The sequence below is a fragment of the Rhizobium sp. BK212 genome (genome assembly GCF_014197475.1).
Lineage (GTDB): Bacteria > Pseudomonadota > Alphaproteobacteria > Rhizobiales > Rhizobiaceae > Rhizobium > Rhizobium anhuiense.
In genome coordinates this window covers 67,203-93,778 of record NZ_JACIFS010000009.1, presented here as the reverse complement: position 1 = coordinate 93,778, position 26,576 = coordinate 67,203, and the positions used below count along the sequence as shown (strand labels likewise).

General features: G+C 62.2%; 26 protein-coding genes and 1 pseudogene. 16 read left to right on the top strand and 11 right to left on the bottom strand.

What is annotated here, in order from left to right:
- Window positions 1-20: 20 nt before the first annotated feature.
- The 3 genes from alr (at window position 21) to FHT79_RS24990 (ending at window position 3,544) form a co-directional block, all read left to right on the top strand.
- The gene (alr, locus tag FHT79_RS25000) at window positions 21-1,154 is read left to right on the top strand and encodes an alanine racemase (RefSeq protein ID WP_183904369.1); all 1,134 of its coding nucleotides are present in this window, start codon (window positions 21-23) and stop codon (window positions 1,152-1,154) included.
- Window positions 1,155-1,183: 29 nt separating this feature from the next.
- Window positions 1,184-2,434, top strand: a complete 1,251-nt coding sequence (locus tag FHT79_RS24995) for a D-amino acid dehydrogenase (RefSeq protein WP_097543368.1) — start codon at window positions 1,184-1,186, stop codon at window positions 2,432-2,434.
- A gap of 87 nt (window positions 2,435-2,521) precedes the next feature.
- Entirely contained in the window at window positions 2,522-3,544 is a 1,023-nt protein-coding gene (locus tag FHT79_RS24990; RefSeq protein WP_047616834.1) for an AraC family transcriptional regulator, read from the top strand.
- 21 nt (window positions 3,545-3,565) lie between these two features.
- Here FHT79_RS24990 and FHT79_RS24985 read toward each other — a convergent pair whose 3' ends face one another.
- The 3 genes from FHT79_RS24985 to FHT79_RS24975 are packed head-to-tail and all read right to left on the bottom strand — an operon-like array spanning window position 3,566 to window position 7,178.
- Window positions 3,566-4,726, bottom strand: a complete 1,161-nt coding sequence (locus tag FHT79_RS24985) for a M20 aminoacylase family protein (protein WP_183904368.1) — start codon at window positions 4,724-4,726, stop codon at window positions 3,566-3,568.
- Entirely contained in the window at window positions 4,723-5,970 is a 1,248-nt protein-coding gene (locus FHT79_RS24980) for a Zn-dependent hydrolase (RefSeq protein WP_047616835.1), read from the bottom strand. The genes FHT79_RS24985 and FHT79_RS24980 overlap by 4 nt, the downstream gene beginning before the upstream one ends.
- Window positions 5,967-7,178 carry a diaminopropionate ammonia-lyase gene (locus FHT79_RS24975; RefSeq protein WP_047616837.1) on the bottom strand — a complete coding sequence of 404 codons (1,212 nt, stop codon included), beginning with the start codon at window positions 7,176-7,178 and terminating at the stop codon, window positions 5,967-5,969. Before FHT79_RS24975 ends, FHT79_RS24980 begins: the two co-directional genes overlap by 4 nt.
- Before the next feature lie 104 nt (window positions 7,179-7,282).
- Between FHT79_RS24975 and FHT79_RS24970 the strand changes: the two genes are divergently transcribed.
- Window positions 7,283-7,765, top strand: a complete 483-nt coding sequence (locus tag FHT79_RS24970; RefSeq protein ID WP_047616969.1) for an Lrp/AsnC family transcriptional regulator — start codon at window positions 7,283-7,285, stop codon at window positions 7,763-7,765.
- Window positions 7,766-7,805: 40 nt separating this feature from the next.
- Here the strand turns inward: FHT79_RS24970 and FHT79_RS24965 are convergent, their stop codons facing one another.
- Entirely contained in the window at window positions 7,806-9,140 is a 1,335-nt protein-coding gene (locus FHT79_RS24965; protein WP_183904367.1) for an aspartate aminotransferase family protein, read from the bottom strand.
- Between the two features lie 139 nt (window positions 9,141-9,279).
- Here FHT79_RS24965 and FHT79_RS24960 point away from each other — a divergent pair, with 139 nt between their 5' ends.
- Entirely contained in the window at window positions 9,280-9,828 is a 549-nt protein-coding gene (locus FHT79_RS24960; RefSeq protein WP_047616967.1) for a cupin domain-containing protein, read from the top strand.
- On the opposite strand, the gene FHT79_RS24955 is transcribed toward FHT79_RS24960, so the two are convergent.
- Both FHT79_RS24955 and FHT79_RS24950 read right to left on the bottom strand, forming a co-directional pair.
- A complete protein-coding gene (locus FHT79_RS24955; protein WP_183904366.1) occupies window positions 9,825-10,607 on the bottom strand; it encodes a pyrroline-5-carboxylate reductase in 783 nt (260 codons plus the stop codon). The two genes, FHT79_RS24960 and FHT79_RS24955, sit on opposite strands and share 4 nt — an antisense overlap.
- A 4-nt stretch (window positions 10,608-10,611) precedes the next feature.
- A complete protein-coding gene (locus tag FHT79_RS24950; protein WP_047616841.1) occupies window positions 10,612-11,331 on the bottom strand; it encodes a GntR family transcriptional regulator in 720 nt (239 codons plus the stop codon).
- 199 nt (window positions 11,332-11,530) lie between these two features.
- Here FHT79_RS24950 and FHT79_RS24945 point away from each other — a divergent pair, with 199 nt between their 5' ends.
- The 10 genes and pseudogenes from FHT79_RS24945 to FHT79_RS24900 all read left to right on the top strand — a co-directional run bounded on the left by FHT79_RS24945 (window position 11,531) and on the right by FHT79_RS24900 (window position 20,852).
- Window positions 11,531-12,364: a transporter substrate-binding domain-containing protein gene (locus FHT79_RS24945; protein WP_183904365.1), complete on the top strand. Its 834-nt coding sequence runs from the start codon at window positions 11,531-11,533 to the stop codon at window positions 12,362-12,364.
- Window positions 12,365-12,426: 62 nt separating this feature from the next.
- Window positions 12,427-13,204, top strand: a pseudogene (locus tag FHT79_RS24940) (amino acid ABC transporter ATP-binding protein).
- A gap of 12 nt (window positions 13,205-13,216) precedes the next feature.
- Window positions 13,217-13,879 carry an amino acid ABC transporter permease gene (locus FHT79_RS24935; protein WP_047616844.1) on the top strand — a complete coding sequence of 221 codons (663 nt, stop codon included), beginning with the start codon at window positions 13,217-13,219 and terminating at the stop codon, window positions 13,877-13,879.
- A 9-nt stretch (window positions 13,880-13,888) separates the two neighbouring features.
- A complete protein-coding gene (locus tag FHT79_RS24930) occupies window positions 13,889-14,554 on the top strand; it encodes an amino acid ABC transporter permease (protein ID WP_047616847.1) in 666 nt (221 codons plus the stop codon).
- A gap of 29 nt (window positions 14,555-14,583) precedes the next feature.
- Complete coding sequence (locus FHT79_RS24925; protein ID WP_183904364.1) at window positions 14,584-15,462, top strand: dihydrodipicolinate synthase family protein; 879 nt, start codon at window positions 14,584-14,586, stop codon at window positions 15,460-15,462.
- A 54-nt stretch (window positions 15,463-15,516) separates the two neighbouring features.
- Entirely contained in the window at window positions 15,517-16,755 is a 1,239-nt protein-coding gene (locus FHT79_RS24920; protein ID WP_047616851.1) for an FAD-dependent oxidoreductase, read from the top strand.
- Window positions 16,756-16,789: 34 nt separating this feature from the next.
- On the top strand, window positions 16,790-18,280 hold the full coding sequence (locus FHT79_RS24915) for an aldehyde dehydrogenase family protein (RefSeq protein ID WP_183904447.1): 1,491 nt from the start codon (window positions 16,790-16,792) through the stop codon (window positions 18,278-18,280).
- The gene (locus FHT79_RS24910) at window positions 18,277-19,311 is read left to right on the top strand and encodes a proline racemase family protein (protein ID WP_183904363.1); all 1,035 of its coding nucleotides are present in this window, start codon (window positions 18,277-18,279) and stop codon (window positions 19,309-19,311) included. Before FHT79_RS24915 ends, FHT79_RS24910 begins: the two co-directional genes overlap by 4 nt.
- A gap of 9 nt (window positions 19,312-19,320) precedes the next feature.
- Window positions 19,321-20,085: an SDR family oxidoreductase gene (locus FHT79_RS24905; protein ID WP_183904362.1), complete on the top strand. Its 765-nt coding sequence runs from the start codon at window positions 19,321-19,323 to the stop codon at window positions 20,083-20,085.
- A gap of 11 nt (window positions 20,086-20,096) precedes the next feature.
- Window positions 20,097-20,852 (top strand): SDR family NAD(P)-dependent oxidoreductase, encoded by a 756-nt coding sequence (locus FHT79_RS24900; RefSeq protein WP_183904361.1) that lies wholly within the window; start codon window positions 20,097-20,099, stop codon window positions 20,850-20,852.
- A gap of 23 nt (window positions 20,853-20,875) precedes the next feature.
- Here FHT79_RS24900 and FHT79_RS24895 read toward each other — a convergent pair whose 3' ends face one another.
- From FHT79_RS24895 to FHT79_RS24880, 4 genes are all read right to left on the bottom strand, one after another.
- Window positions 20,876-21,454, bottom strand: coding sequence for a TadE/TadG family type IV pilus assembly protein (locus FHT79_RS24895; protein ID WP_183904360.1), 579 nt, complete (start codon window positions 21,452-21,454; stop codon window positions 20,876-20,878).
- Between the two features lie 2 nt (window positions 21,455-21,456).
- On the bottom strand, window positions 21,457-21,987 hold the full coding sequence (locus FHT79_RS24890; protein WP_183904359.1) for a TadE/TadG family type IV pilus assembly protein: 531 nt from the start codon (window positions 21,985-21,987) through the stop codon (window positions 21,457-21,459).
- Window positions 21,984-23,345, bottom strand: a complete 1,362-nt coding sequence (locus FHT79_RS24885; protein WP_183904358.1) for a TadE/TadG family type IV pilus assembly protein — start codon at window positions 23,343-23,345, stop codon at window positions 21,984-21,986. The genes FHT79_RS24890 and FHT79_RS24885 overlap by 4 nt, the downstream gene beginning before the upstream one ends.
- A gap of 209 nt (window positions 23,346-23,554) precedes the next feature.
- The gene (locus FHT79_RS24880; protein WP_210304837.1) at window positions 23,555-24,166 is read right to left on the bottom strand and encodes a TetR/AcrR family transcriptional regulator; all 612 of its coding nucleotides are present in this window, start codon (window positions 24,164-24,166) and stop codon (window positions 23,555-23,557) included.
- 131 nt (window positions 24,167-24,297) lie between these two features.
- Between FHT79_RS24880 and FHT79_RS24875 the strand changes: the two genes are divergently transcribed.
- Window positions 24,298-25,200 carry an NADP-dependent oxidoreductase gene (locus tag FHT79_RS24875; protein ID WP_183904356.1) on the top strand — a complete coding sequence of 301 codons (903 nt, stop codon included), beginning with the start codon at window positions 24,298-24,300 and terminating at the stop codon, window positions 25,198-25,200.
- Between the two features lie 101 nt (window positions 25,201-25,301).
- On the opposite strand, the gene FHT79_RS24870 is transcribed toward FHT79_RS24875, so the two are convergent.
- Window positions 25,302-26,552 carry an ABC transporter substrate-binding protein gene (locus FHT79_RS24870; RefSeq protein ID WP_183904355.1) on the bottom strand — a complete coding sequence of 417 codons (1,251 nt, stop codon included), beginning with the start codon at window positions 26,550-26,552 and terminating at the stop codon, window positions 25,302-25,304.
- Window positions 26,553-26,576: the final 24 nt, after the last annotated feature.

The following is a 26,576-nucleotide window of genomic DNA, read 5'->3' as shown; positions in this document are numbered from 1 at the left end:
GAAATCGACAAGGGGTGGACATGGATAGCGATATTTTGGTTTCCCGCACACGCACCGTTACTCCAGCGCAGGGAGCCACGGGCTATCTGACGATCGATCTTGGCGCCCTCGGCCGCAACTATCGCAAGCTCGTGTCGATGCTGTCACCGGTCCGCGCGGGCGCGGTCGTCAAGGCAGACGCCTATGGCCTCGGCGCCGAGCGGGTCTCAAGAACGCTCTACGGGGAAGGTTGCAGGCATTTCTTCGTCGCCCAGTTCGTCGAGGCCCTGAGGCTCCGGCCGGCCCTTGCGCACGATGCCCAGATTTTCGTGCTGAACGGCTTGCAGCCCGGAAACGAGATCGCCTGCGCCGAGATGGGCATCGTTCCGGTTCTCAATTCGCTGGCGCAGTGGCGGCAATGGTCGGCGGCTGCACGTATCCTGAATCGCTGCCTGCCCGCCGTCCTGCAATTCGACACCGGCATGTCGCGGCTCGGCTTTCCCCAGGAAGAGCGAGCGGAGCTGGCGGCAGCCCTCCGGGACGGCGCCAATGTCGAAATCCTGTTCATCATGAGCCATCTGGCTTCGGCCGATGACATGGACAGCGAGCAGAACGGCGATCAATTTGCCGAGATGTCCCGCATCGCCGACGAATTTCCCGGCTTCGACATCTCCTTCGCCAATTCCGGCGGGGTTTTCCTGGGGGACGCCTATCACGGCGTGCTTGCCCGCCCCGGCATCGCGCTTTATGGCGGGGCTCCGAACGCCGGCGAGAAGAACCCGATGGAACCGGTCGTCAGCCTCGATGTTGCCGTCGTGCAGACGCGCACCGTGCCGGCGGGTGCCAAGGTCGGCTATGGCGGCGCGCATGTCACGCAGCGGGAAACGCGTCTCGCCACCATTGCCGCCGGCTATGCCGATGGTCTGCCGCGGTGCCTGGGCGACCGCGGCGCCGTCTATTTCAACGGCACACGCCTGCCGATCGTCGGCCGTGTGTCGATGGACAGCGCGACCGTCGACATCACGGCACTGCCCGAAGGCGCGCTGACCTTCGGCAGCCTTGTCGAAGTGCTCGGCCGCCATCAGACGCTCGAGGACATCGCCCGCGACGCCGGCACCATTTCTTACGAAATCCTAACCGGCCTGGGCGATCGTTATCACAGGCAATATCGCTGAGAGCCGGCGGCTCCATCATTGGGAACATCATGAAGGTCATCGTTCTAGGAGCCGGCATCGTCGGCGTCACATCCGCTTATCAACTGGCCAAATCAGGCCATGACGTCACGGTCGTCGACCGGCAGTCGGGTCCGGCGCTGGAGACGAGCTTTGCCAATGCCGGCGAAGTCTCCTTCGGCTATTGCTCGCCATGGGCGGCGCCCGGCATTCCTATGAAGGCCATGAAGTGGCTGTTCATGAAGCACGCGCCGCTCATCCTGCGCCCGAAATTGGACATGGCCATGCTTGCCTGGATGGCGAGGATGCTGTCGAACTGTACCTCCGAGCGCTATGCGATCAACAAAAGCCGCATGCTGCGCCTTGCCGATTACAGCCGCATAGCGCTGGCCGACCTTCGCGCCGAGACCGGCATCGCCTATGACGAACGCATGCAGGGAACCCTGCAGCTGTTCCGCACGCAGCAACAGCTCGAGGCTTCGGCAAAGGATGTCAAGGCACTGGCTGCCGACGGCATTCCCTATGAGGTGCTGGACCGGGACGGCTGTGTCCGCTTCGAACCGGCGCTGAAGCACGTGCGCGACAAGATCGTCGGCGGTCTGCTGACGCCGAAGGACGAGACCGGCGACTGCTTCAAGTTCACCAATGCGCTGGCGGCCAAAGCCGCCGCGCTCGGTGTCCGTTTTGCTTACGGCACGACGATCAAGGCGCTGGATGTCGAGGCCGGCCGGGTGCGCGGGGTCATCACCGATCGTGAGCGGATGAGCGCGGAGGCGGTGGTGGTCGCGCTCGGCAGCTATTCGCCGCTGCTGCTCAAGCCGCTCGGCATCCGGCTGCCGGTCTATCCCGTCAAGGGCTATTCGCTCACCATCCCCATCACCGATGCGTCGCGCGCGCCGGAATCGACCGTCATGGACGAGACCTACAAGATCGCGATCACCCGGCTCGGCGACCGCATTCGCGTCGGCGGCATGGCTGAAATCTCAGGCTATACCAACGACCTCGGCCTGGCCCGTCGCAGCACGCTGGAACACTCGGTCACCGATCTCTTCCCCGGCGGCGATATTTCCAAGGCTTCCTTCTGGTCCGGCCTGCGCCCGATGACGCCTGATGGCACGCCGGTCATCGGCGCGACAAAGGTCGCCGGCCTCTTCCTCAATACCGGCCACGGCACGCTCGGCTGGACCATGAGCACCGGTTCGGCGCGGCTCATCGGCGATCTCGTCGGCGGCCGCCAGCCGGAAATCGATGCGAGGGATCTCGCAATCAGCCGCTACGGCTGAAAGCGCCCAGGGGGCAACACAAAAGAGGGATGAACATGATTGCACAAATCCAGTGTCGCTTGTGCGCCTCGTCTTTCGAGGTCCAGAATGTCCATTAGTTCTCAAATATATAACAATGCCGGCCTCACCCGGCAGCTGGCAATGCAGAGCATGTCGTTTCGGGAGACGGCGCATAGCGGAACAGACCCGGACGCGCTTTCGGAAGTATTGTCGACGCCAAACTCCCCGATCAAAGTTGTGGCGGAAGGCAATATGCCCATAGCGTACCGCTGCAATTTCGTCTCCGTGGGAGACGAGGTGACCGTAGCCGACTGCACCTACGAAGGCACGATCCTGATCAGGCGGGAGGCGACCAGCGACAGGATGATCGTTTTTCTGCCGATGGAGGGAAACGCGTTCTTCGACGGCATGCGGGAGCAAATATACTCGGTCCCCGCGCGTGGTACGATCCTTGAGGCAGGTCGTGCCGCAGGCGCCCGCCTGTTTGGGCCTCGCCGTCATTTCGGCCTGTTCGTCGATCAGGCGAAGATCATCAGCCACCTCACGCAGATGTTCGAACGAACGATCAGCGGCGACATCGATTTTCATCCTCACATCGATCTGACGACCGGTCCGGGGCTTGTATTGCAGCAACTTGTCTCGAACCTCCATCGCGGGCTCAGCGGCAACGGACCGCTGCAACGGTCGCCGCTGGCCGCCGGCTCGCTCTGCGACGCCGCGATCTATCTGCTTCTGGAGGCCTGTCCCAATCGCTATTCGAACGAGCTTGCGCTCCCTGCACCGACACCGGCCCCACGCCATGTGAAGTGGGCGATCGACTTCATGCACGAACACATCGCCGAGCCGATTTCGCTCAACGACATCGCGATTGCAGCCAAGGTCAGCGTTCGGACTTTGCAACAGGGTTTCCGGCAGTTCAGGGATACGACCCCGATGGCCTACCTGCAGGAACTTCGGATGGTTGCCGCCCATCGCGATTTGCTCGAATCCGACGCCAGGCAGGGCATTGCGGACATCGCGCTGAGATGGGGCTTCACGCATCTGGGGCGATTTGCAGCCGAATACAGGAAGCGCTTCGGCCAGTTGCCGTCTCAGACCTTGAAGCGCTGAGCGCTCACCCGGTCTCACAGATCAGCCTGTGTGGAGCCGTCGACGAACAATCCCTGCGTGAAAGTTTGCTCCATGCGAGAGGCCGGCGTCGTTGAAGTCATAGGTCGGGTTGTGGAGCGGCGGCGAGTGCACGCCATTGCCCAGGAATACGAAACAGCCCGGCACGCGCGAGAGGAACTGCGCGAAGTCTTCGGATCCGGTCATCGGCTTACTCGCGATGGCGACGTTCGAAACACCGTAGAGATCACGTGCCACGGTCAAGGCTTCCTCCGCCAAGACAGGGTCGTTCATGAGAGGCACGAATTCCCTGGTGTAGATCACATCGGCCTTGACGTTGTAGGTCATGGCCGTGCCCTCGGCGATCTGGCGCATCTGCTTCTCGATCGTCTCGCTGATCTCCGAACTGAAGCTGCGGGCATCGCCCAGAATGCGAGCGAGGCCGGGGAGCGCATTCCTCGTGCCGTCGGTGATCAGTTCCGTGACGGACACGACGCCGATATCGGCCGGATCCAGCCGCCTGGAGACGATGGTCTGCAGATTGGTCACGAGCGCACATGCCGCGACGAGCACCTCGTTGCCCCAGTGCGGCCTTGCGGCATGGCCGCCGACGCCCGTCAGTGTAATCTCGAAATTGTCCTCGGCCGACATGATCGCGTCAGGGCGCGTTTGGAAGCTGCCGACGCCGATCCCCGGCATGTTGTGGATGCCGTAGATCTCGTCGAAGGGAAATCTTTCGAAGAGCCCGTCGGCGATCATCGCCAGCGCCCCCTTGCCCCATTCTTCGGCCGGTTGGAAGATGAAGCGCACGGTGCCGTCGAAGCCGCCTTCACCAGCCAGGATCTTTGCGGCGCCGAGCAGCATCGTGGTGTGGCCGTCGTGACCGCAGGCATGCATGACGCCCGGGTTTTGAGATCGGTGCGGGACGGTCGTCTGTTCGCTGATCCTGAGTGCATCCATGTCGGCGCGCAGCGCGATGGCGCGGTTGCCGCTGCCGCGCTTCAGCGTTGCGACGACTCCTGTGCCGCCGACGCCCTCGACGATCTCGTCGAATCCGAATTCCCGCAGCTTTGCGGCGACGAAGGCGGAGGTCCGCTGCTCCTCGAAGCCGAATTCGGGGTACGTGTGAAGATTGTGTCTCCACGCCGTCATCTCTGCATGTAATGCGTCCTTGTCGGTGGTCATGCCGGCAATCCTTCCGTGGCAAGCCGGCGAACGACATCGAGCAGGATGCTTGCGCCTGCGACGAGATCCTCGTCGTCGGTATATTCCTTCGGATTATGGCTGATACCGCCGATGCTTGGCACGAAGATCATCGCCGACGGGGCGATCCTGGCGATCATCTGCGCATCGTGGCCGGCACCGGAGGTCATCCGCCGGCAGGCGAGGCCCCGTTCCCGCGCCGCCTCTTCGATCAGCCTCACGATGTTCTGATCGAACTTGACTGGTTCGAACCGGGCAAGCCTCTCCACCGATACGCCGACCTGCTCCTCGGCCGATAGCCTGTCCAGGAACGTCGCGAGCGCGGCTTCCTCTTCTCTCAACCGTTCTTCGTCCGGGTCACGGAGATCGACCGTGAACGTCGCCCGCGACGGGATCACGTTGATGACATCCGGTTCGAACCGCATGCAGCCGACCGTGGCGACCGTCGGCGTGTTCGATGCCTGCGCCCGGTCACGCAGGAAGGTCACGACCCGTGCGGCCGCATGACCCGCGTCGCGGCGCATGGAGATCGGTGTCGTTCCCGCGTGATTGGCGTCTCCCGTGATAACAACTTTCTGCCAGGAGATGCCTTGCAGATGTTCCACGGCACCGAGGCGAATGCCCTCGCGCTCAAGCACCGGCCCTTGCTCGATGTGGAGTTCGATATAGGCATGCGGCCTAGAAAATCCTGGTTGACGCTCGCCGGCATAGCCGATCCGCTCGAGTTCGTCGCCGAGGATCGTTCCATCGGTGCCGATGGTGGCAAGCGCCGTATCGACATCCAGGCCGCCGGCATAGACCAGCGACCCCATCATATCGGGCGCGTAGCGCACGCCTTCCTCGTTGGTGAAGGCCGCGACGACAATCGGACGAGACGGCGTCAAGCCTTCTGCCCTCAGCGTTTCGATCACTTCAAGCCCGGAAAGCGTGCCGTAGCAGCCGTCGTAAATGCCGGCACCGATGACCGTGTCGATATGCGAGCCTAGCATGAGGGGTGCGTTGTCGGTCACGCTATCGGGCTTCCAGATGCCGAAGATATTGCCGATGCGATCGACGGCGACTTGAAGTCCCGCGCCCTCGATCCAGGCGACGAACCGGTCGCGGCCGAGTTTCTCCGTATCGGAGGCCGCCAGCCGGATCAGTCGGCCGTCGGCATCCCGGCCGATCTCGCCGAGCGTCCGGATCCGGCCGAGGAGACGCGCGGCATCGATCGATTGTCCGGTCATGTCAGGGCTCCTTCACGGTTCCTGGCGGCGACTGCTGCGGGCGACAGTCCGACGATCTCTTGATATTTGCCGGGATCGGTTGCGCCTTCCGTATTCACCACGAAGATACGGGAGCGGCCGTCGATCGAGAGCGCTGCCCTGAGCGCCGGGTCGGCGACGGCCTTGATGGCGCCTGCGAGGCCGACACCGCCGCTTTCGCCGGCAACGACGGCGGGGTCGCCGGAGACCGGGTTGGCAAGACGCTTCATGATGTCGGTCGCATCCGCCTCATCCACCGTCATGAAGGCGTCGGCGGCGCGGGCAAGAATCCGCCAGGCGACAAGGGAGGGTTCGTAGCATTCGAGCATCGCCATGACGGTCGGTTCGCCATGGGCGACCGTCACCGGACGCCCGGCCCGCGCCGTCTCGAACAGGCATGCCGCGCGGGCGGGATCGACGACCGTAAAGACGGGACGATTTTTGCCGAACTCGATGGCCAGATGGCCGGCGACCGCTGCGGCAATTCCCCCGACGCCGGACTGGATAAACACATGAGTCGGCGGTTCCTGCATCTGTCGGAGCGCTTCCCTGACGAGGGCGGTATAGCCTTGCATCACCAGACCGGGGATCCGCTCATAGCCCGGCCAGGACGTATCCGAAACGATGATCCAGCCGTTCGCCTCGGCCACGCGGGCCGCTTCGCGGACGGCGTCGTCATAGGTTCCCTCGACGCGGATCATCTCCGCGCCGAAGCGGGCGATGGCGGCGATGCGTTCGCCGCTGACGCCTGCGTGGACGAAGATTGCGGCGCGCGCACCGACCAACTGCGCACCCTGGGCAACCGAACGGCCATGATTGCCATCGGTCGCACAGGCGACCGTCATCGTCTGCGCAATGGCGCGAACCTCGGACGAATGCAGCTCCGCCATATCGACGACGCGGCCAAGCTGCTGCTCGGCCTGTTTGAGGACGAGGCGGATCACCGCATAGGCTCCCCCGAGCGCCTTGAAACTTCCAAGCCCGAGGCGGTGGCCTTCGTCCTTGACGTGGATTGCGGCGACGCCGATTTCGCTCGCCAATCCGGGCAAAGCCACGAGCGGCGTTACCGCATGGTCCTTCCGGAAAGCCAGGTGGCGTTCCACCTCCACGGCGGCGGAGGCGTCGAGCGTTTTCTCATCTCTCGGGTCAAGTGCCAGACGATAGTCTGCCGTGCTGTTCAAAAGAAACATCGCGCACCTTTATGTGGGTTTCGTTGAACTCTATTGCAGCGAACACGAAAAAGGCGCTGATATTTGGCCGTTCATTTGCAATTTTGTTTCATTGGAGCATCGGTTTGCGCAACCCCGTTCATCCGCCGCATCTCGACGATTTCGACCGGAAAATCCTCGCCATTCTTCAGCGGGACAATATGACCCCGCAGCGAACGATCGGCGATGCGGTGAACCTTTCCGCACCGGCCGTTCAGCGTCGGATCAAGCGAATGCGGGAGGAGGGCGTCATCCGGGCGGATGTCTCGGTCGTCGAGCCGGACGCGGTCGGACAATCCATCACGATCTTCGTCGAAGTGGAGGTCATCAGCGAAACCGCCGAGCAGATCGAGCAGGCAAAGCGTGAATTCACGGCCGCGGCCGAGATCCAGCAATGCTACTACGTCACCGGCGAAGCGGATTTCATCCTGGTCATCATCGTGCCGTCGATGGCCGACTACGAGGCTCTGACGCGCAGGCTCTTCTTCGGCAACAACAACGTCAAGCGCTTCCGGACCTTCGTCGCAATGGATCGAGTCAAGGTCGGGCTTGGGGTGCCCGTGGGATAGGAGGATGCGGCGGCCTGTTTGCCGCCGCATCGGGAGAAGGTCATGCGGCGCGCTTCAACGCATCGCTGAGCGTCGAGACGATCGTGTCGATCTGAGCCTTCTCGATGATCAGCGGCGGCGAGAGGGCGATGATGTCGCCGGTCACGCGGATCAGCAGGCCCTTGTTGAAGCAGTCGACGAAGACGTCGTAGGCGCGGGTTCCTGGCGCCGCGGCTCTCGGCGCCAATTCCACCGCGCCGACGAGGCCGAGATTGCGGATGTCCACCACGTTGGGCGAGCCTCTCAGCGAATGGAGAGCTTCCTGCCAGTATTCGGCGAGTTCGGACGCGCGGGTCAGCAGGCCCTCTTCCTCGTAGATCTCGAGCGTCGCGAGCCCGGCGGCGCAGGCGACCGGATGGCCGGAATAGGTGTAGCCGTGGAAGAGTTCGATCGCATTATCAGGTCCGACCATCAGGCCGTCATAGACCTTGCGGCTGGCAAAGACCGCGCCCATCGGGATCGTGCCGTTGGTGATGCCCTTTGCCGTGGTGATCAGGTCGGGCACGACGCCGAAATAGTCGGTCGCGAAAGGAGCGCCGAGACGCCCGAAGCCGGTGATGACCTCGTCGAAGATTAGTAGGATTCCGTGCTTGTCGGCAGTCGCGCGCAGCTTTTCCAGATAACCCTTCGCAGGCAGGACCACGCCCGCCGATCCCGACATCGGCTCGACGATGACGGCGGCGATGGTTTCGGCGCCGTGCAGTTGCACCAGCCGCTCGAGATCATCCGCCAGTTCGACGCCATGAGCGGGAAGGCCCTTCGAAAACGCGTTGCGCTCGATGTCGAGCGTATGGCGCATATGGTCGGCCGGTATTTGCGGGAAAACCCGGCGATTGTTGACCAGGCCGCCGACGGAAATGCCGCCGAAGCCGACGCCGTGATAGCCCTTCTCGCGCCCGATGATCCGCGTGCGGGTGCCCTGGCCGATGGCGCGCTGGTAGGCGATGGCGATCTTCAGCGCCGTATCGACCGATTCCGAACCCGAGCCGGTGAAGAACACCCTGTCGAGTTTGGCTTCCGGACCACCCGGCGCATTCGCGGCCAGTTTCGCGGCGAAGTCGAAGGCGATCGGATGCCCCATCTGAAAGGTCGGCGCATAGTCGAGCGTGGCAAGCTGCCGCTCGACCGCTTGCGCGATCTTCTTGCGGCCGTGGCCGGCATTGCAGCACCAGAGGCCGGCCGTGCCGTCAAGCACCTGATGTCCATCGACGTCGGTGTAGTACATGCCCTCTGCGGCCGCGAGAAGCCGCGGGGTCGCCTTGAACTGCCGGTTCGCGGTGAACGGCATCCAGAAATTGTCGAGTACGGGCGCGTTCGTCTTGTTGAGCTGGTCCATCCTGGCCTCCTTGGAATGCGCCGAGAATGGCGATTTCTCCTTTTCAAACAAGTCCTTTTCTTTGTCGTTGTAACCCATTGAAATATAACAAATGAAAGGATATGTTTTCGATATTCTGAACAAGACAAACGAACTCATCATGTCCGTCGATATCGGCAGCCGCCTTCGCCATCTCCGCATCGCCCATAAGCTTTCCCAGCGCGAGCTCGCCAAACGCACCGGCGTTCCCAATTCGACGATCTCGCTGATCGAATCGAACGCCTCCAATCCGTCGGTCGGGGCCTTGAAGCGGATTCTCGACGGCATTCCCATCGGTCTGGCGGAATTCTTCGCCTTCGAGCCCGAACGTCCAAAGAAGGCTTTTTATGCGGCCGAGGAACTGGTGGAGATCGGCAAGGGTGCCATCTCCTACAGGCAGGTTGGGGAAAACCTGTTCGGACGCAGCCTGCAAATCCTCAAGGAATGCTACCAGCCGGGCGCCGACACCGGAAAGGTTCCCCTTGTTCACGAGGGGGAGGAGGGCGGGATCGTGCTCTCGGGAAGGCTCGAGGTCACGGTCGACGACGAGCGGCGCATCCTTGGACCGGGTGACGCCTACTATTTCGAAAGCAGGCGCCCGCACCGTTTCCGCTGCGTCGGGCCCGTGCCGTGCGAGGTTATCAGCGCCTGCACGCCGCCGACTTTTTAGTTCCTGCCCTCGATGCGGGCAAGCACGCCGTCGAGTGCGGCGGTCAGAGCGGCAAGGCCGCCCTTCTTCTCGAAGTCGGAGAAAACCTGCTCGTTCAGTCCGCCCTTGGTCGCGAATTCGCGGCTCAGCGCGCTGAACGGTTCGTTGCCGGGGCTGTTCGCTTTCTGCGCGAGGCTTGCAAAGAGCGGGGCGATATAGGCCTGTCCCTTCGCCTTTTCGAGGCCGCATCTTTCCAGCCAGACGGCAACCTGCTCCATGATGCCGAAATAGGTCGACATCATTGCGCTCGCTGCCGCGAGAAGATCGTATTCCTTCCTCGACTGGCATTGGACAGCCGTTCCGAGCATATCGAAAAGCGCTGCGACGGCGGTATCAGGCGGATAGATGGCGGTGACGCCTTGCCGGCCGGCGACGAAGGGCAGGGGGATCGCCTGCACGAGGTGCACGTCGGCGCCGATCCATTCGGAGAGGGCCTGGCGCTCCGTCGCCGCAACGAGGCTGACGACCATCTGGCCATCCCTGAACGACAGCGCGCGCACGACCTCCTCGGCGACCTGCGGCCGTATCGCCAGGAACACCATGTCGCTGCGACCGACGACGTCCTGGTTGTCCTTGGCAATTCTGACGGCGGAGAATTCGTCGGCGAGCGTCGCGGCGATGTGAGCGCTTCGTGGAGAGACGTGAATCTCGGAGGCATAGGCCGGTTCTGCGAGAAGCCCGCGAACCATCGCTTCGGTAATCGCGCCGGTGCCGACGAATCCAATAGGCTTGACTGTCACGTGATTACTCCGCGGCCCGCAGCGGGCCCAACGCGACATCCGTCGTGTAGTTCTCGCGCATGAAATTGATGAAATTGTCCTGGAACTGGCGTGTATGGGCATGGGCGAGTTCGTCGGCGAGCTCCACGTCCTTGTCCCTGATGGCATTCAGCATGAGTGAGTGCTCGTCGGTCAGGAGGTAGCCCTCGTGGGTCCGCTCCAGATATTCGAAATGCAGGTGGAGCATGCGCTGCCCCTGCGACAGCAGTTTCTCGTAGAACGAGGCCAGATACTGGTTTTTTCCGGCATGGGCGATCGCCATGTGGAATTCCTTGTTAGCTTCCGACATGGCCAGATGATTGCCGGTTTTAACAGCCGCTTCGAACGACTTCAGCCGCTTGGTGATGATCTTCAGGTCGGCCTCGGTCCTCAATGCTGCGGCAAGCCGCGTATTCATGCGCTGCGCGATGTCGAGCGCTTCCACATATTTCGGAAACGTCGCCACTTCGATCGGCGCCACGATCGTGCTTCGGTTCGAAAGCGTCACCACCAGTTCGTCGGCGCCGAGCCGGATCAGGGCCTCGCGGACCGGCGAGCGCGACATGTCGAAACGCTCGGCAAGCGTCATCTCATCGAGAAGCTGACCGGGCGGCAAAGTGAGTGCCAGGATCTCGTTGCGAAGCGTTTCGTAGACGTTCTTCCAGCCGGTCCCGCGGATTCGTTTCACTTCCGATTCATCAGACACTTAGGTCCCTTTCTCTCGACGCGGATGCCATTGGGCCAGAAAAACAGCGTGTCGGCAATGTAATTTTTCCACTTGACTTTGTCGACACGCTGTTGACTTTATGTTGCTAGTCGACACGGAGCCGACAAGAAAATAACAGAAACGGCTACAGCCGACGAGTGGAACCGCGCGCTTCGCGCACAGCAAAAGAGAAATGCCGATGCTTTCGAAGTTGATGACGTCCGCCTTGCGGGCGCTGCCCGCGCTCGCCCTGATGGGAGGCCTTTCCGCAACCGCCGCACGGGCTGAGACCGCCGAGGGATATTGGCAGGGCGTGCAGAAGGCGGGTGTGCTGCGCTGCGGTGCGGCTGTCGCGCCGCCCTATGTCATGCGTGATCCGGCGACCGGCGAATATTCCGGCTTCTTCGCCGATCTGTGCAAGGAATTTGCCGATGTCCTGAAGGTGAAGCCCGAATTCGTCGATACGACCTGGGACAATATCGTCGCCGGCCTGCAGGCGGGCAAATGGGATCTGTCGCTGGCGCTGAACCGGACGCCGGCGCGCGCCATGGCGGTGCAGTTCTCGATTCCGGCGATGGAGTACCAGATCTCGCTCGCCTATAACAAAAACAATCCGAAGATTACGGCTGGTGCTGCTTCGGTCACCGATATCGACAAAGCAGGCGTGACGCTCGCCGTCATGTCGGGCACGGCGCAGGACAAGGCCATTTCCGCAGCGGTGAAGAACGCCACGATCATGCGTCTTCCCGGCAATGACGAGACCCGCCTGGCGGTAACCTCGAAGCGTGCCGACATCCTGGTCGACGCCTCCGACACCAACCAGCTCTTCACCCAGTCGAACCCGGATTGGGCGGTGGCGCTCAATCCGACGCCGGCGCTCGCCAAGCAGGGCGTCGCCTTCGGCCTGCCGCACAATCTCTCGGCTGCCGACGTCGAGGTGGTCGATATCTTCCTCGAAGAGAAGGTCGCGACCGGTCACGTCGACGAACTGATCAAGAAGGCGGTCGACGAAGTCCTCAAGGGCGCAAAGTAACCTCGCCGGGCCGGTGCGAAGATCGCGCCGGCCCTCTCCAGCTTCGATCATCGGAGATTGGCATGACCACTTCCTTCAGCCTTCCCCTCGTGAAAATGCAGGCGCTCCACAAAAGCTATGGCAATGGAGCCATTCAGGTGCTGAAAGGCATCGACATTGAAGCCCGGCGAACGCGTCGTCGTCATCGGTCCCAGCGGCGGCGGCAAGAGCACGCTGCTGAGAGTGATGATGGGGCTCGAGCAGATCGACAGCGGGTCGGTCAATTTCGATGGAAAGCCTTATATTTCTTCCGACGGGGCAGGCAGGAAGACCCAGATCGACACCAATGTCCGCCGTTCGATCGGCATGGTCTTTCAGCATTACACGCTGTTTCCGCATCTCAACGTCCTTCAGAACCTGATCCTCGCTCCCTGCAAAGTGCGTGGAGAAGCCAAGGCGAAGGCCGCGGCCCGCGCTCAGGCGCTGCTCGAGCGGTTCGGGCTCGGCGCCAAGTCCAAGGCCTATCCGGCCCAGCTTTCTGGCGGCCAGAAGCAGCGTGTCGCCATCGCCCGCGCACTCATGCTCGACCCGAAGCTGATGCTTTTCGACGAAGTCACGTCGGCCCTCGACCCCGAGCTCGTCAGCGAGGTGGAGCAGGTGATCCTGCAACTAGCCGCCCAGGACATGCCGATGATGATCGTCACCCATGACATGTGGTTCGCCAAGAACATCGCCTCCCGCGTGATCTTCTGCGCCGGTGGCGTGGTCGTCGAGGACGGCCCTCCCGAGCAGGTGCTCGGCGCCCCGCGCGAGGAGCGCACCAAGGAATTCATCGACCGCGTCTTCCATATCAAGCAGTAGGGAGGGGCATCCATGAACTACACGTTCGACTTCAACGCGGTTTCGCTGGCGCCGCTTCTGCAGGGGTTGTGGGTTTCGCTGGAACTGACGGCTGCGGCAAATGTCATCGGTATCGTCTTCGGCTTCGCGCTCGCTTTGCTGATCATGAGCCCTTACCGGATCGTCCGGCTGCCGTTCATGCTGTTCGTCGAATTCTTCCGCTGCACGCCGGCCATCGTCCAGATCGTCTGGATATTCTATTGCGTACCGATGCTGTTCGACGTCTTCCTCGACCCGGTGACGATGGGCATCATGGCGCTCGGCCTCAATCTGATGGCGTTCAACGCCGAGGCGTACCGGGCGTCCATCCAGGCGGTGCCGCGCGAACAGCTCGACGCCGGCATCGCGCTCGGCCTCAATCCGCTGCAGCGCGTGCTCCACATCGTCTTCCCGACGGCCTTCCGCGCCTCGATCCCGGTGCTTCTGACCAACGGCATCGTCATCTTCCAGCAGAGCGCGCTGGTTGCGATCGTGGCGATCCAGGACCTGATGTACCAGGGCAAGACGCTGGCCACCGAGACCTATCGCCCGATCGAGACCTTCACCGTCGTCGCTCTCATTTATTTCGCCGTGTCCTTCCCGATAACCCAGATCGTCGGCCTGCTTGAACGCCGCCGCCAGATCCTCGTCAGCTAGGAGGCCCGGATGACTCTCGACTTCTCGATCCTGCTGCGTTTCGAAAACGCCCTTCTGCTCGGCCTGTGGATGACGATCAAGCTGACGGTCATCTGCATCGTGCTCGGATGCACCCTCGGCTTTCTCGTCGGCCTGATGAGGACGTCGCGCAACCTCGCGCTTCGCGCGGTCTCGGGCGCCTATGTCGAATTCTTCCGCGGCACGCCGGTGCTTATCCAGCTCTTCTGGATCTTCTTCTGCCTGCCGCTGCTCCTCGGCGTCGAGCTCTCGAACCTGGCGTCCGGCGTCATCGCGCTGACGCTCTATATGGGGGCGATCACCAGCGAGACCTTTCGGGCGAGCCTCAAGTCGATCGGCCGGGAGCAGCTGGACGCCTGCGTCGCCCTCGGTCTTCCGAAAAGGGCCCAGGTCGTCAACGTCGTGCTGCCGCAGGCGGTGCTGCGCGCAATCCCAACGCTGTTGTCGAACTGCGTCAGCCTCTTCAAGGAGAGCGCCCTGGTCTCGGCCGTCGGCATGGCGGACCTGATGTTCGTCGGCCAGAACATCTCCAACAACACCGCCCGTCCCGTCGAAGTGCTGACGGTCGTCGCCCTCATCTACTTCGTCATCGCCTTCCCACTCACGCGGGCCGTCTCCCTCATCGAGGGGCGCATTCTCAAGAAGCTCGCAATCTAATCAGTCTTTCCCAGGACAGGAGAAATCCCATGAAACTTTCCGGCGTCATGCCCGCGCTCATCACTCCCTTCGACGCGAACAACAGGATCGACTTCAAGGCGTTCGAAAGGCTTCTGACGCATCTGCGCGAGGCAGGCGTCACCGGCTGGGTTCCAAACGGCTCGACCGGAGAGTATTTCAGCCAATCCAGGGAAGAGCGCCGCGACGTGCTGCAGTTCGTCAAGGATTTCGCCAGGCCGGGCGAAATTCTGATCGCCGGCACCAACGCGCCCGCCACTCGCGAGGTGATCGAGCAGACGGCTATGGCGAGGGATATCGGTTATGACACGGTCCTGCTGGCGCCGCCATTTTATACCCGTCCGACACAAACGGAGCTCATCAAGCACTATGAAGCCGTCCTCGGCGCCGTCGATGTGAGCCTCGTCCTCTATTCCTATCCGGCCAAGGATGGTTCGGACATCAGTTTCGAGCTGATGGATCATTTTGCCGATAATCCGCGCGTGATCGGGATCAAGGAAAGCTCGGGCGTGCTGCAGCGCGCGGTCGACATCGCCAGCCGCTATGACGGCAAGATCCAGCTTGTCAGCGGCTCAGACGATATCGCGCTCGACTTCATGTTCTGGGGCGCCGAAAGCTGGATCTGCGGACCGTCGAACTGCATGGCCAAGGCCTGCTGTGACCTCGACCGCACGTTCCGATCCGGCGATCTGGATAAGGCGCGCGAGCAGATGAAAACGCTCTACCGGGCGATGAACATCCTCGAAAGCGGCAAGTTCGTGCAGAAGATCAAGTATGGCTGCGAGCTTCAGGGCTTGCCCGTGGGTATATGCCGCGCGCCGCTCGGCGAACTGACACCGGAGGAAAAGGCCGAATTCAAGGCCGCGATGCAGCCGATCCTGAATTGGTAACAGATCTGGAGCGGCCAAGCCGCGCCAGGGACCACTGAAATCGTGAGGTTCGCCGTGTCATCAATCGTGGTCGTCGGCGCCGGCATTATCGGCGTCACCATCGCCTATGAACTCCAGCGCCGCGGCCTTTCCGTGACGCTTGTCGATCGCGACGCGCCGGGCCGCGGTGCTTCCTACGGCAACATGGCAAGTATCGCCGTCACCGAGTTCATGCCGGCCTCGCGGCCCGGCATCTGGGCGCAGATGCCGAAATGGCTGCTCGATCCGGAGGGGCCGGTACGCATCCGGCCTGGCTACCTGCCGAAGCTGGTGCCCTGGTTCCTCAGGTTCCTGGCCGCCAGCCGTCCCTCCAAGCTGAGGGCGCTGGAGGCGGCCGGCGCCGCGCTCTGCGGCCGCGTCTACGACGATCTGGACGCGCTGCTGAAGGAAACCGGCCTGACGCACATGCTGACGGCCGAGGGCTGCCTCAGCCTCTATACCGACGAGGCCGAATTCAAGGCCGATCGCGAGCATATCGAAATCCTGGAACGGTTCGGTTTCAGGCACGAAATTCTCGGCGGCAACGCCATCCGGGATCTCGAGCCTTTTTTGACGACGAAGATCGGCAAGGCGGTGCTCTTTCCCGACAACCGGTCGATCACCGACCCATACAGGCTTGTCACCGCCCTTGCCGAAAGGTTCGAGGCGCTCGGCGGCAGGACCGTCCGTGGTGAGATCGCCGGCTTAGAGCAGGGCGAGGCCGGTGTTTCCGCTCTCCGGCTGGCGGACGGGCGCAGTCTTACGACCGAGAAGGTCGTGCTGGCTGCCGGCGCCTTCACCGCCCGGCTTTCCGCTCTGCTGCGCGAACATATCCCGCTCGAAACCGAGCGCGGCTACCACACGCAGATCATGGAGCCCGGTATCTCGATGCGCCATTCCATCATCTGGCCGGCGCGCGCCTTCATGGTCACGCCGACGGCGGGCGGCATCCGCGTCGGCGGCACGGTCGAGATGGCCGGCCTCGACGCGTCCCCGGATTATCGGCGCGCGAAGATTCTGGTGAAGCGGGCTCAGGAGGCGTTGCCGGATCTGCAGGTCCGGCAGGCGACGGAGTGGATGGGGCATCGCCCGGCGCTGCCTGACACCGTTCCGGTCATGGGTCCATCAGCCAAGCGCCGCAACGTCTGGTACGCAACCGGCCACGGACATCTCGGCCTTACCTATGCGGCCACGACCGGCCGTCTGATGGCCGACCTCATCACCGGCGTTCAGCCGCCCGTGGATATGCAACCCTATCGCGTCGATCGCTTCTGAAAGCGGTGCCGTCGCAAGGAGAAAGGGAGTGAACATGCGAAGCGAACTCTATATCGATGGAAAATGGGTGAAGCCGGTCAAGGGCGGCGCCTGCGAGGTGACCAACCCCGCGACGGAGGAGGTGATCCAGACGATCGGAGCCGCAACAGCCGAAGATGTCGATCTCGCCGTCAAAGCGGCTCGCCGGGCCTTCGACAAGGGCGGCTGGCCGAAGCTGACGGGCGCCCAGCGCGCCGGATATCTTCGCGCGATTGCCAACGGAATCCGCGCCCGTCAGGCCGAGATCGCCCGCCTCGAAGTTCTTGACAACGGCAAGCCGTTTCCGGAGGCCGACTGGGACATCGCCGACGCGGCCGGCTGCTTCGATTTCTATGCGGGTCTGGCCGAACAGCTCGACAACAATCCCGAGGAGGCGATCGCGCTTCCCGACCAGCGCTTCACCTCCAAGGCGGTGCGCGAACCGATCGGCGTGGCCGGCGCCATCATTCCCTGGAACTACCCGCTGCTGATGGCGGCATGGAAGGTTGCCCCCGCACTCGCCGCCGGCTGCACCGTGGTGCTGAAGCCCGCCGAACTGACATCGCTGACGGCGCTCGAACTGGCTGATGTCGCCGATCAAGCCGGGTTGCCTCCAGGTGTCCTCAACATCGTAACCGGCGCCGGATCGGTCGCCGGCCAGGCGATCATCGATCACAAGCAAGTGGATAAACTCGCCTTTACCGGCTCCGGCCCGGTCGGCTCGAAAATCATGGCGGCCGCCGCCCGCGATATCAAGCGCGTCAGCCTGGAGCTCGGCGGCAAGTCGCCCTTCGTCGTCTTCGAGGACGCCGATATCGACAAGGCCGTCGAATGGATCATGTTCGGCATCTTCTGGAACCAGGGTCAGGTCTGCTCGGCGACGTCAAGAGTCCTCGTGCAGGACACCATCTACGAAGGTTTGCTCGCGCGTCTGGTCGAGGAAACCAACAAGATCAAGATCGGCAATGGCCTGGACGAGGGCGTGCTCCTCGGGCCGCTGGTTTCCAAGCGCCAGCACGAGCAGGTCGTCGCGGCGATCGAAGAGGCCCGGCAGGTGGGTGCGACCGTTGCCTGCGGCGGCGCCCGTCCTGAAGGGTTCGACAAGGGTTACTACCTGCAGCCGACCATTCTGACCGACGTTCCGCTCGACAGCGCCGCCTGGGTGGAGGAGATCTTCGGGCCTGTTGTCTGCATCCGGCCGTTCAAGTCAGAAGAGGAGGCGGTCGAACTCGCCAATGATTCCCGCTTCGGCCTGGCGGCCGCCGTCATGTCGAAGGACGACATCCGGGCCGAGCGTGTCGCGGCCGCCTTCCGCGCCGGCATCGTCTGGATCAACTGCTCGCAGCCGACATTCACCGAGGCGCCCTGGGGCGGTTACAAGGAATCCGGCATTGGCCGCGAACTCGGACGTTGGGGTCTCGACAACTATCTCGAGACCAAGCAGATCACCCGCTTCGCCAGCGAGGATCCTTGGGGCTGGTACATCAAGCCGGAGGCGGCCGAATGAACTGGAACCGGAGCCTCGATCTGCTGCAGGTCCACTGCCAGGGCGAGATCGGCAAGGTCATCATGTCGGGAGCGCCCGACATACCCGGCGCGACGATGCTCGACAGGATGAACCACATCAACACGGTTGACGACAGCCTGCGCCGTTTCGTCACCTTCGAGCCGCGCGCCAATGTCGCCATGTCGGTAAACCTGCTGGTTGAGCCGACGCGCAGCGATGCGGATGCCGGCTTCATCGTCCTCCAGGCCGACCGCGCTCATCCGATGTCCGGCAGCAACTGCATCTGCGTGGTGACCGCCCTTCTCGAGAGCGGGCGGGTGCCGATGTCGGAACCGGAGACGGTGGTGCGCCTGGATACGCCCGCCGGCCTCATCGTTGCGCGCGCCGCCTGCCGCGATGGCCGCTGCCTGTCGGTCAGCCTCGACAATGTGCCGAGCTTTGCCGAAGCGCTGGACCGGGAGGTGGAGACGCCGAAATGGGGCCGCATCAAGATCGACGTCGCCTTCGGCGGCGTCTACTATGCGCTGGTGGATGTCGAGCAGCTTGGTCTCGATATTGCGCCTGCCAACGCCCGGTTGCTGGCGGAAGCCGGCATCGAACTGAAGTCGCTGATCGCAGGTCAAGTTTCGATTGTCCATCCGGTGCTGAACGGCGTCAATGAGATCGCTTACGTGATGTTCCGCGGCCGCGAAGCCGACGGCGCGGTGCGGACCTGCACGACGCTGCAGCCCGGCCGTGTCGATCGTTCGCCCTGTGGAACCGGCAGTTCGGCAAACCTTGCTGTGCTCTATGCCCGCGGTGAGATTGCTGTCGGCGACCGCAGGACGTCGCGGTCGATCATCGGCGGCGAGTTTCTCGCAGAGGCGATCGGCGAAGCCGAGGTCGGCGGCCGCCGCGCCGTGCTGCCGAGAATAACCGGCCGGGCCTTCGTCTATGGCCGGGAGCAGTTGCGCATCTCGGACGACGATCCCTTCACCGCAGGATTTGCATTGTCCGACACCTGGGGTCCCCAGGTCGGCCTTCTCGGTTAGGAGCCGAAGATGTCTCACCTTCCACCACTGGCCGGCCAGAGTGTCCTCGTCACCGGGGCGTCGGGCGGCATCGGCGCCGCCATCATCGAGCGCCTGTCTGCGGAAGGCGCGCGGCCGGTCATCCACTACAGACGCGACAGGGAAGGGGCGGAAGCCCTGCTTCGCAAGATCGGTGGCGACGGCCTGATCGTCCAGGCCGACCTCTCCCGCCCGGACGGCGCCTTCGAACTGTGGCGCGACGCACTCATGGCGGCCGGGCGGATCCATGCCGTCGTCAACAATGCCGGCATCCGCAACGAGATTTCGATCGATGCCGATCCCGCCGACTGGCGGGCCGCCTGGCAGAAGGAGTTTCAGGTGAACTTCTTCGCGGCGGCCGACCTGTGCAAGGAGGCTCTGGTGCATTTCAAGCAGAATGGCGGAGGGCGGATAGTCAACATGGCAAGCCGGGCGGGCCAGCGCGGCTACCCGGCCGACGCCATGCCTTACGGGGCGACCAAGGCGGCGCTGATCAATCTCACAAAGTCGATTGCGCGCAGCTTTGGGCGCGACGGCGTCGTTGCCGTCTCCATCGCGCCGGGATGGGTGCGCACCGACATGGCCGAGGACTTCGTGGCGAAGCACGGCAAGGAGGCTGCCGTCAGCGATATCCCGATCGGCGAGATGGCCGAGACGGCGGAGATCGCCGAGCTGGTGGCCTTCCTGCTTCGCCCTTCGCAGGCGTCGGTCAATGGGGCGACGTTCGACGTCAACGGCGGCAGCTACATCAGATAGGGAGTTTCGATATGAAAAGGTTTGTGGGTCAGGTCGCGGTGGTCACGGGCGGCGGCGGCGGTATAGGGTCGGCCATATCGAAGAGGTTGGCCGACGAAGGCGCCCTGGTGGTGGTGACGGATGCCAATGCACAGGCCGCAGGCGACGTCGCCTCGCTCATCGAGGCGGCGGGCGGATCGGCGACTGCCATCGCGGCCGACATCTCCCGCAAGCCGGAATGCGTCGAACTCATCGAGAAAGCCTTTGCGATCAAGGGGCGGCTGGACGTGCTGGTCAACAATGCCGGCATCAACCGGCGTGGAAACCTGCTTTCCCTTTCGGATGAAGACTGGCAGCTGAGTTTCGCAGTCAACCTGGATTCGATGTTCCACCTCTGCCGCGCGGCCCTGCCGCACATGATCGCTGCCGGCGGCGGCGCGATCGTCAACACGGCTTCGCAATGGGGTCTCTATCCGGCGCCGAACCACATCGCCTATAACACGACAAAGGCGGCGGTCGCCGCCTTCACCCAGAATCTCGCCCGCGACTATGCGCCCGACAAGATCCGGGTCAATGCCGTCTGCCCCGGCGAAATCCATACGCCGATGCTCGAAGCCGGCGTGACCCGTTCCGGCCGGACGATCGCCGATCTTGACAAGCTCGTTCCCTACGGCCGCATCGGCAAGCCGGAGGAGGTGGCGGCACTCGTTGCCTTTCTGGCCTCGGATGAAGCGGCCTTCATGTGCGGCTCGCTCGTTGAAATCACTGGCGCGCAAGCCGTGGCTTGAAAGGCGGCGGCAGATCCTGCAGCTCAATTGTAAGTGATCTTGTCGGTGACCCTCGGGCGATTGAAGAAATGCTGATCGAAGCTGTAGCCATTCTGTCCGGTAAAGTTCGAAAAGAACGCCGAGACCGGTGTCGTCAACGTGTATTGCACCCGGGTCAGCACGACCTGCACGTCCGTTTCCTGTATCTCTGAAGGTATCGTGATCGCGCTCGCCGTGCCTGAGTTGAGCGCGGTGGTGTTGAGTGCGGCGGACCAGTTGACGGTGGCGCTGCCGCTGCTGCTGACATCGTTGACCGTAAGCGTGATCGTCAGCCCCGTCGTGTCATAGGGCTGCAGGATGAAGCTCGCGCCGGTGAGAAGCTTGGCAACGTCGGACTTTGTCCAGGAGCTTTGCTGTGAAATCATATCGCCTGTGGAGGAGGCGATCTCATCGATCTTTCGGCTGACCGTGAGCGCGTGGCCGAGATCGACGGTGCCGAACAGCAGCATCACCAGGATCGGCAGAACGAGCGCGAATTCTACGCCCGAGGCAGCCGACCGGTCGTGCGTGAGGCGGCGGATCGCGGATAGGGTACACCGGAAAAAGGACAGGCTCGGTATCATGGTCAGAAAGGCTCGTTGCGGAACAGAACGGCAGAACCGAGCAGGTAGCGGCCATCGGAAAGCTTGGCGCTCGACAGGCTGAAGAAATTGACGACGGCCGTCCAGGGCAGGAACGTCTGAACCAGGATGTAGTCGCTGCCCTTGCCGACATCAAAGCTCTCGGTGACGGTGAGATTGCCGCTGTCGTCGATGGGATCGGCGCTGGCGGCGGACGAGATGTCGGAGAGCACGTTCACCTTGACCAGGAGATCGCTGGAACAATTGAACGAGAGAAGCATGTCGCTGCAAATTTTGGCCTTGAAATCGGCCAAAGTCATATTGGAGGACGCGACCTCGCCGGTGCGGATCATCCGGGAAATCTTGTGCACCGAAGCATCCAGGGAAGAGTTGACGAAAAACATCAGGGATATTTCGATAATGCCGAATATCATGATGAAGAGCGGCAGAGCCAGGATCGCAAATTCGATCGCAGCCACCCCGTCTCGATCGGCGAGCAAGAGGCGCGGCGATGCAAAGAATTTCCTGCGACTCATTGGGTCAGCCGAACGGATGCAAGATACTGGGTAAAGAGCGCCGACAGGCCGGCCGTGATCTCGGCCGATGATGACGCTGATATAAACAGGCTCGTGGACGATGCGCAGTCCGAAAGCGCATAGGGGATGTAGTCGCGCCTCGTGATGCTGGTCGACACGCCGCTATCCATGGTGCCGCCCCAGGTGCTCTTCCAGTTGGCGCTTGCCATTGTCGAGCCGACGGTGGCGTTGTAACCCCAGTCCGTGGTGATCGGCAGATATTCCGTGTAAAGCACGGCCATGGTGTCGGATTGATCTTTCAGATAACCGCACCAGTCCGGATTGAGCGGCGCGACTTTGTTCCAATATGCCCCGGAGATCGCCTGTTTATTGCTCCATGTGACCTTGTCAGTCACCCATTCGCGCTTCGACTGGACGCCGTCCGTCAACAGGAGAACCAGCTTGAGCGGTGAACCCGAGGAGGTTCCGTCCCCTCCGGCGCCGACCTTTTGCTTGAGCGTCGCCAAGGAGACGTCGAAATAGGTGGCTGCCTTCGAAGTCGCGCTGGTGAGGCCGTAACTTGCGTCCGCGAGGCGGGTGCGCGCCGTGTCCGTGCTGAGCGTCGGGCTTAGAACTTCTGTCAGGGTGTCGCCCAGGCTATACAATCCGACCTTGATCCGTTCATGACTGCTGTCGGACGTGTCGATCATGTCGAGCACTTCTTCGACGGCGTCGCCGGCGACATCGGCGCGCAGCTTTATGTTCTTGGCCGTGCTGTATTCATAGTTGTTGCTGTATGTCTTGTTGCCGATTTTGTGTGAATCGCCCGTGTGGCAAGCGAACTGGCATCCGATGCCGGCATACATGGTCGCCTGACCTGACGTTGTTGCCGCCAGCAGCATCGATGGGGATGTGTCGATAACGATATAGACATTGAGATAGGATGTAGTCGGCCCCTTGACGGCGCTTGCCACGCTGACGTCGACTGTGTCGATATTGGCGATCTTCATCAAGGTCGTCGGAACCGTGCCGGTGGCCGTCGCGGTGATCTTGTGGTTTGACGTATCGATGTCGATGTCGCCAAGCGTATAGCTGTTTTCGACTTGTGCGTGGAACCAGTCGGAAACCTTTTCCTCGAGGGCGTCCTTGTCCGAGGTGTCGATCTGCTTGACGGCGGCGATCAGGGCCGCGTCAAGGTCGCTCTGCATCCTCTGCCTGACATTGTAAGCGCGAATATAGTCAAAGCTCGCGCCGACCGCGACGATCATCGGCACCAGGGTGAGGGCAACGACAATCGCGACATTGCCGCTCCTATCTCTGCCGAGACCGCGGAGGGCTTTGAAGAGCCGAGCAAATGAACAGGAAAGACCCGAGCGCAAAAACCACCATCACATAAGTCATGAAAATTACTCATGTGCGAGATGTATCCAAGGTGCTTAAGTCTTTGTTAATTCCTGCATTTTTCGACATGAAGCAGGCTGCCGACGCGCTATTTGCTGCGCAGATTGTACATGTTTGCGAATTATGGATATCCGCGGGATGGCATATCGTCGTCTTTCGCGTCGAGAGGACCCACATCCGTGGGGTGTCAGCGTTCGGCTGACAGGGGCTGACCAAGCGCGGCGATCAGCGCGTCGGCAGCAATTTCTGCTCTTTCCTGCTGCTGTTGTGTCGAAGGACCGGGAAGTCCCATCAGCACGCCGAGCATATGGGTGCCAAGCAGCCGGTCGATGAATTGCACGGCGAGTTCGCTTCGGCGCTCGGCGCTGATGCCGAGAGTCTCCTGTTTGAGTCCGAGCATGAAGGCGACCATGCCTTCGAGATTGCCGACGAGGCTGGTATGCGCCATCTCCGCCAGGCCGGGAAACCGGCTGGTCCCGGCGATCACGGTGCGCATGAGGGCGATCGTGTCGGGATCCATCAGCCGGCTTTGCGCTGTCATCCCGGCCCAGAGCAGGACGTCTCTCAGAGGTTTTTCAAGGAGCGCCTCCATCTGCGCCCGCTCGGCCTCGTCATCCGGGTCGCAGGCATTGCAGATCACGGCTGAAAACAGGTCATCCTTGCTCTCAGCATGCCGGTAGAGCGTCATGATCGAGACGTTTGCCGCCTTGGCGATGCTTTCCATGCTCGTTCCCTCGTAACCGGTATCGAGGAACGATGCTTTGGCCGCCGCGAGGATATCGGCCCGCTTGCTCGCCATCAACTTCGCTTTCGGATGGTCTGATGACCATGATTTCATGCGCTTGACTCCATGCGATAGTCAATCATATCGTATTAACGATAGTGAACGTTATCGTATCTCCGCATCAGATTATACAAAGGTGCCGACACATGAAAGCTGCCCGTCTCAAATCCTATGGCGACATTGACCAGTTAACAATCGATGACGTCGGCAGGCCCACGCCTCGGGCCGGTGAAGTCCTGATCAAGATCGAGGCTTCCGCCGTCAACCACTTCGATCTCATGATCCGCCAGGGCTACGTGGCTCAATTCATTCCCCTGGAACTTCCCGCGGTGCTGGGCGGTGACGCTGCCGGAAGCATCGTCGAGATCGGCTCCGGCGTGACCGGATTTGCGATCGGCGATCGCGTTATCGCCGATTTCGCACCGAACGGTAAAGGCGCGCATGCGGAGTACGGCGTCGTTCCGGTCTCGGCGATTGCCAAACTCCCCGCAAATCTCAGCTTCGAGCAGGGCGCTGCTCTGCCCAAGGCGGGTCTTACCGGCCGGCAATCGGTCGATGCTCTTGGCGTCAAGGCGGGTGACCGCGTGCTGGTGTCAGGCGGTCTCGGGGCTGTCGGCCGTGCCGCCATCCAATATCTTCAGGAGATCGGCGCCAAGCCGGTGGCCGGCGTCCGGGCGGATCGGTTTGACGAGGCGGCCCGGCTTGCGGGAGAAGCGCTCGACATTGCCGAGCCTCCGGCTGCCACGACCTTCGATTACGCGATCAGTGCTGCTGCCCCTGTCGCGGCCAATCTCATCGGGCATGTCAGGGACGGCGGCCAAGTCGCCAGCATCGTTCCCGTACCGGAGGGTGCCAATTCCGGCAATCGGGTAATCATCCACGAACTCTATCACCGCGCCGATGCGGCCACGCTCGAAGCCGTGGCCGACGCTGCCTCGCGTGGCGTTTTGATCGTTCCGATCGCCAAGACTTTCCCGCTGAGTGAGATCGGTGCGGCCCACAGCGCCGTCGCTGCCGGTATCCAGGGCAAGGTCGTCTTGAAACATTGAACGAGCGGAGCAGGCGATTGTGGAGGGGCCAGTTTCGCCGTCCCGCAATCGCCTGCCGGCAGGAGCCCTCCCGCCACAGGGAACCTGACTTAATCCCGCCTTCAGCGCTGCATCAGGAGATCATGCAGACGTTTTTGAGCGTATTGCGCGGTCATGTTCCGATTGTTGAAGAAGTCGCCGACCACGGCAATCCAGCCCTCCGACATCTGGGTCGGCATGGCCTGGGATTGGGCGCTGACTTCGCCCTTCCTCGCCTTGATCATCTCCAATCCAAGCTTGCCGCAACGATCAAGCCCGGACGGATCGACATCGGTGCGGACGGGCAATGATCCCTTGATCCGGCTGAACGCAACCTGATTGTCGCGATCGAGCACCATGCGCGCGAAGGCCTGCTGCGCCTCTGCCGTGCCGTCCCGATTGGTCAGCGGAAAGGCAAAGGCATCGATCACCATGAAGTATCCGATGGACGTGCCCGGAACGAGGCTGCAATCGAAATCCTTGTCGACGCTGTAGCCACGCGCCGCAAGCTCGCCCTTGGCCCAGTCGCCCATGAACTGCATGCCGGCCTTGCCCTGGCCCACGGCCGCCGTGGCATCAGCCCATGTCTTGTCCTTTCGCTGTTCGATCGGTTCCACATAATTGGACAGGCGCGACAGCATATCCAGGGCTTCGATCATGCGCGGGTCCTGCACCAAGTCGGCATCGCCGCTCATGAGACGGGCATAACCTTCCGGGCCGAACTTGTGATAGATGATGTCGTTGAAAATGAGAGACACTTCCCATCGCGCTCCGCCGAGTGCAATCGCCAGACGTCCCGTCGCCTTGATTTTTTCGGCCGCGTCGAAGAGTTCGTCCCAGCTCTGCGGCGTCTTCACACCCGCTTCGGCCAAGGCCGCAGCGCTCGTCCACAGCCAGTTTTCGGCATGGATATTGGTCGGCGCAAAGTAGACTTTTCCCTTGTAGGAGATCCGGTTGAAAACCGTTGCGGGGATGACGTCCTGCCAATGATCCGCCTGGGCGACATCATCTATATCTTGCACGATGCCCATTTCCGGCAGTTCGCGCGATCCCTCGTTTGCATTCCATTGCATCACCGCCGGCGCGTATCCATTGGCAATACGATCACTCACGACGCGCTGGACGGCAACCTTGTTCTCTGCCGGCATGTCGACCCACTGGTTGCCGGCGGCTGCCCAGGCCCGGCGGAAAACATCGAGTGCGGCAGACTCGCTTTTCGACACCCAGAAATGCACGACGTCGACCGCCATGTCCTGCCCCGCCAAAACCTGTGTCGCAGGACCTGCGGCCACCAGAGCCGCGGCTAGCCATGCTCGTATGAATCCCCATTTCATTCGTTCCTCTCTTTCTTCGATGAA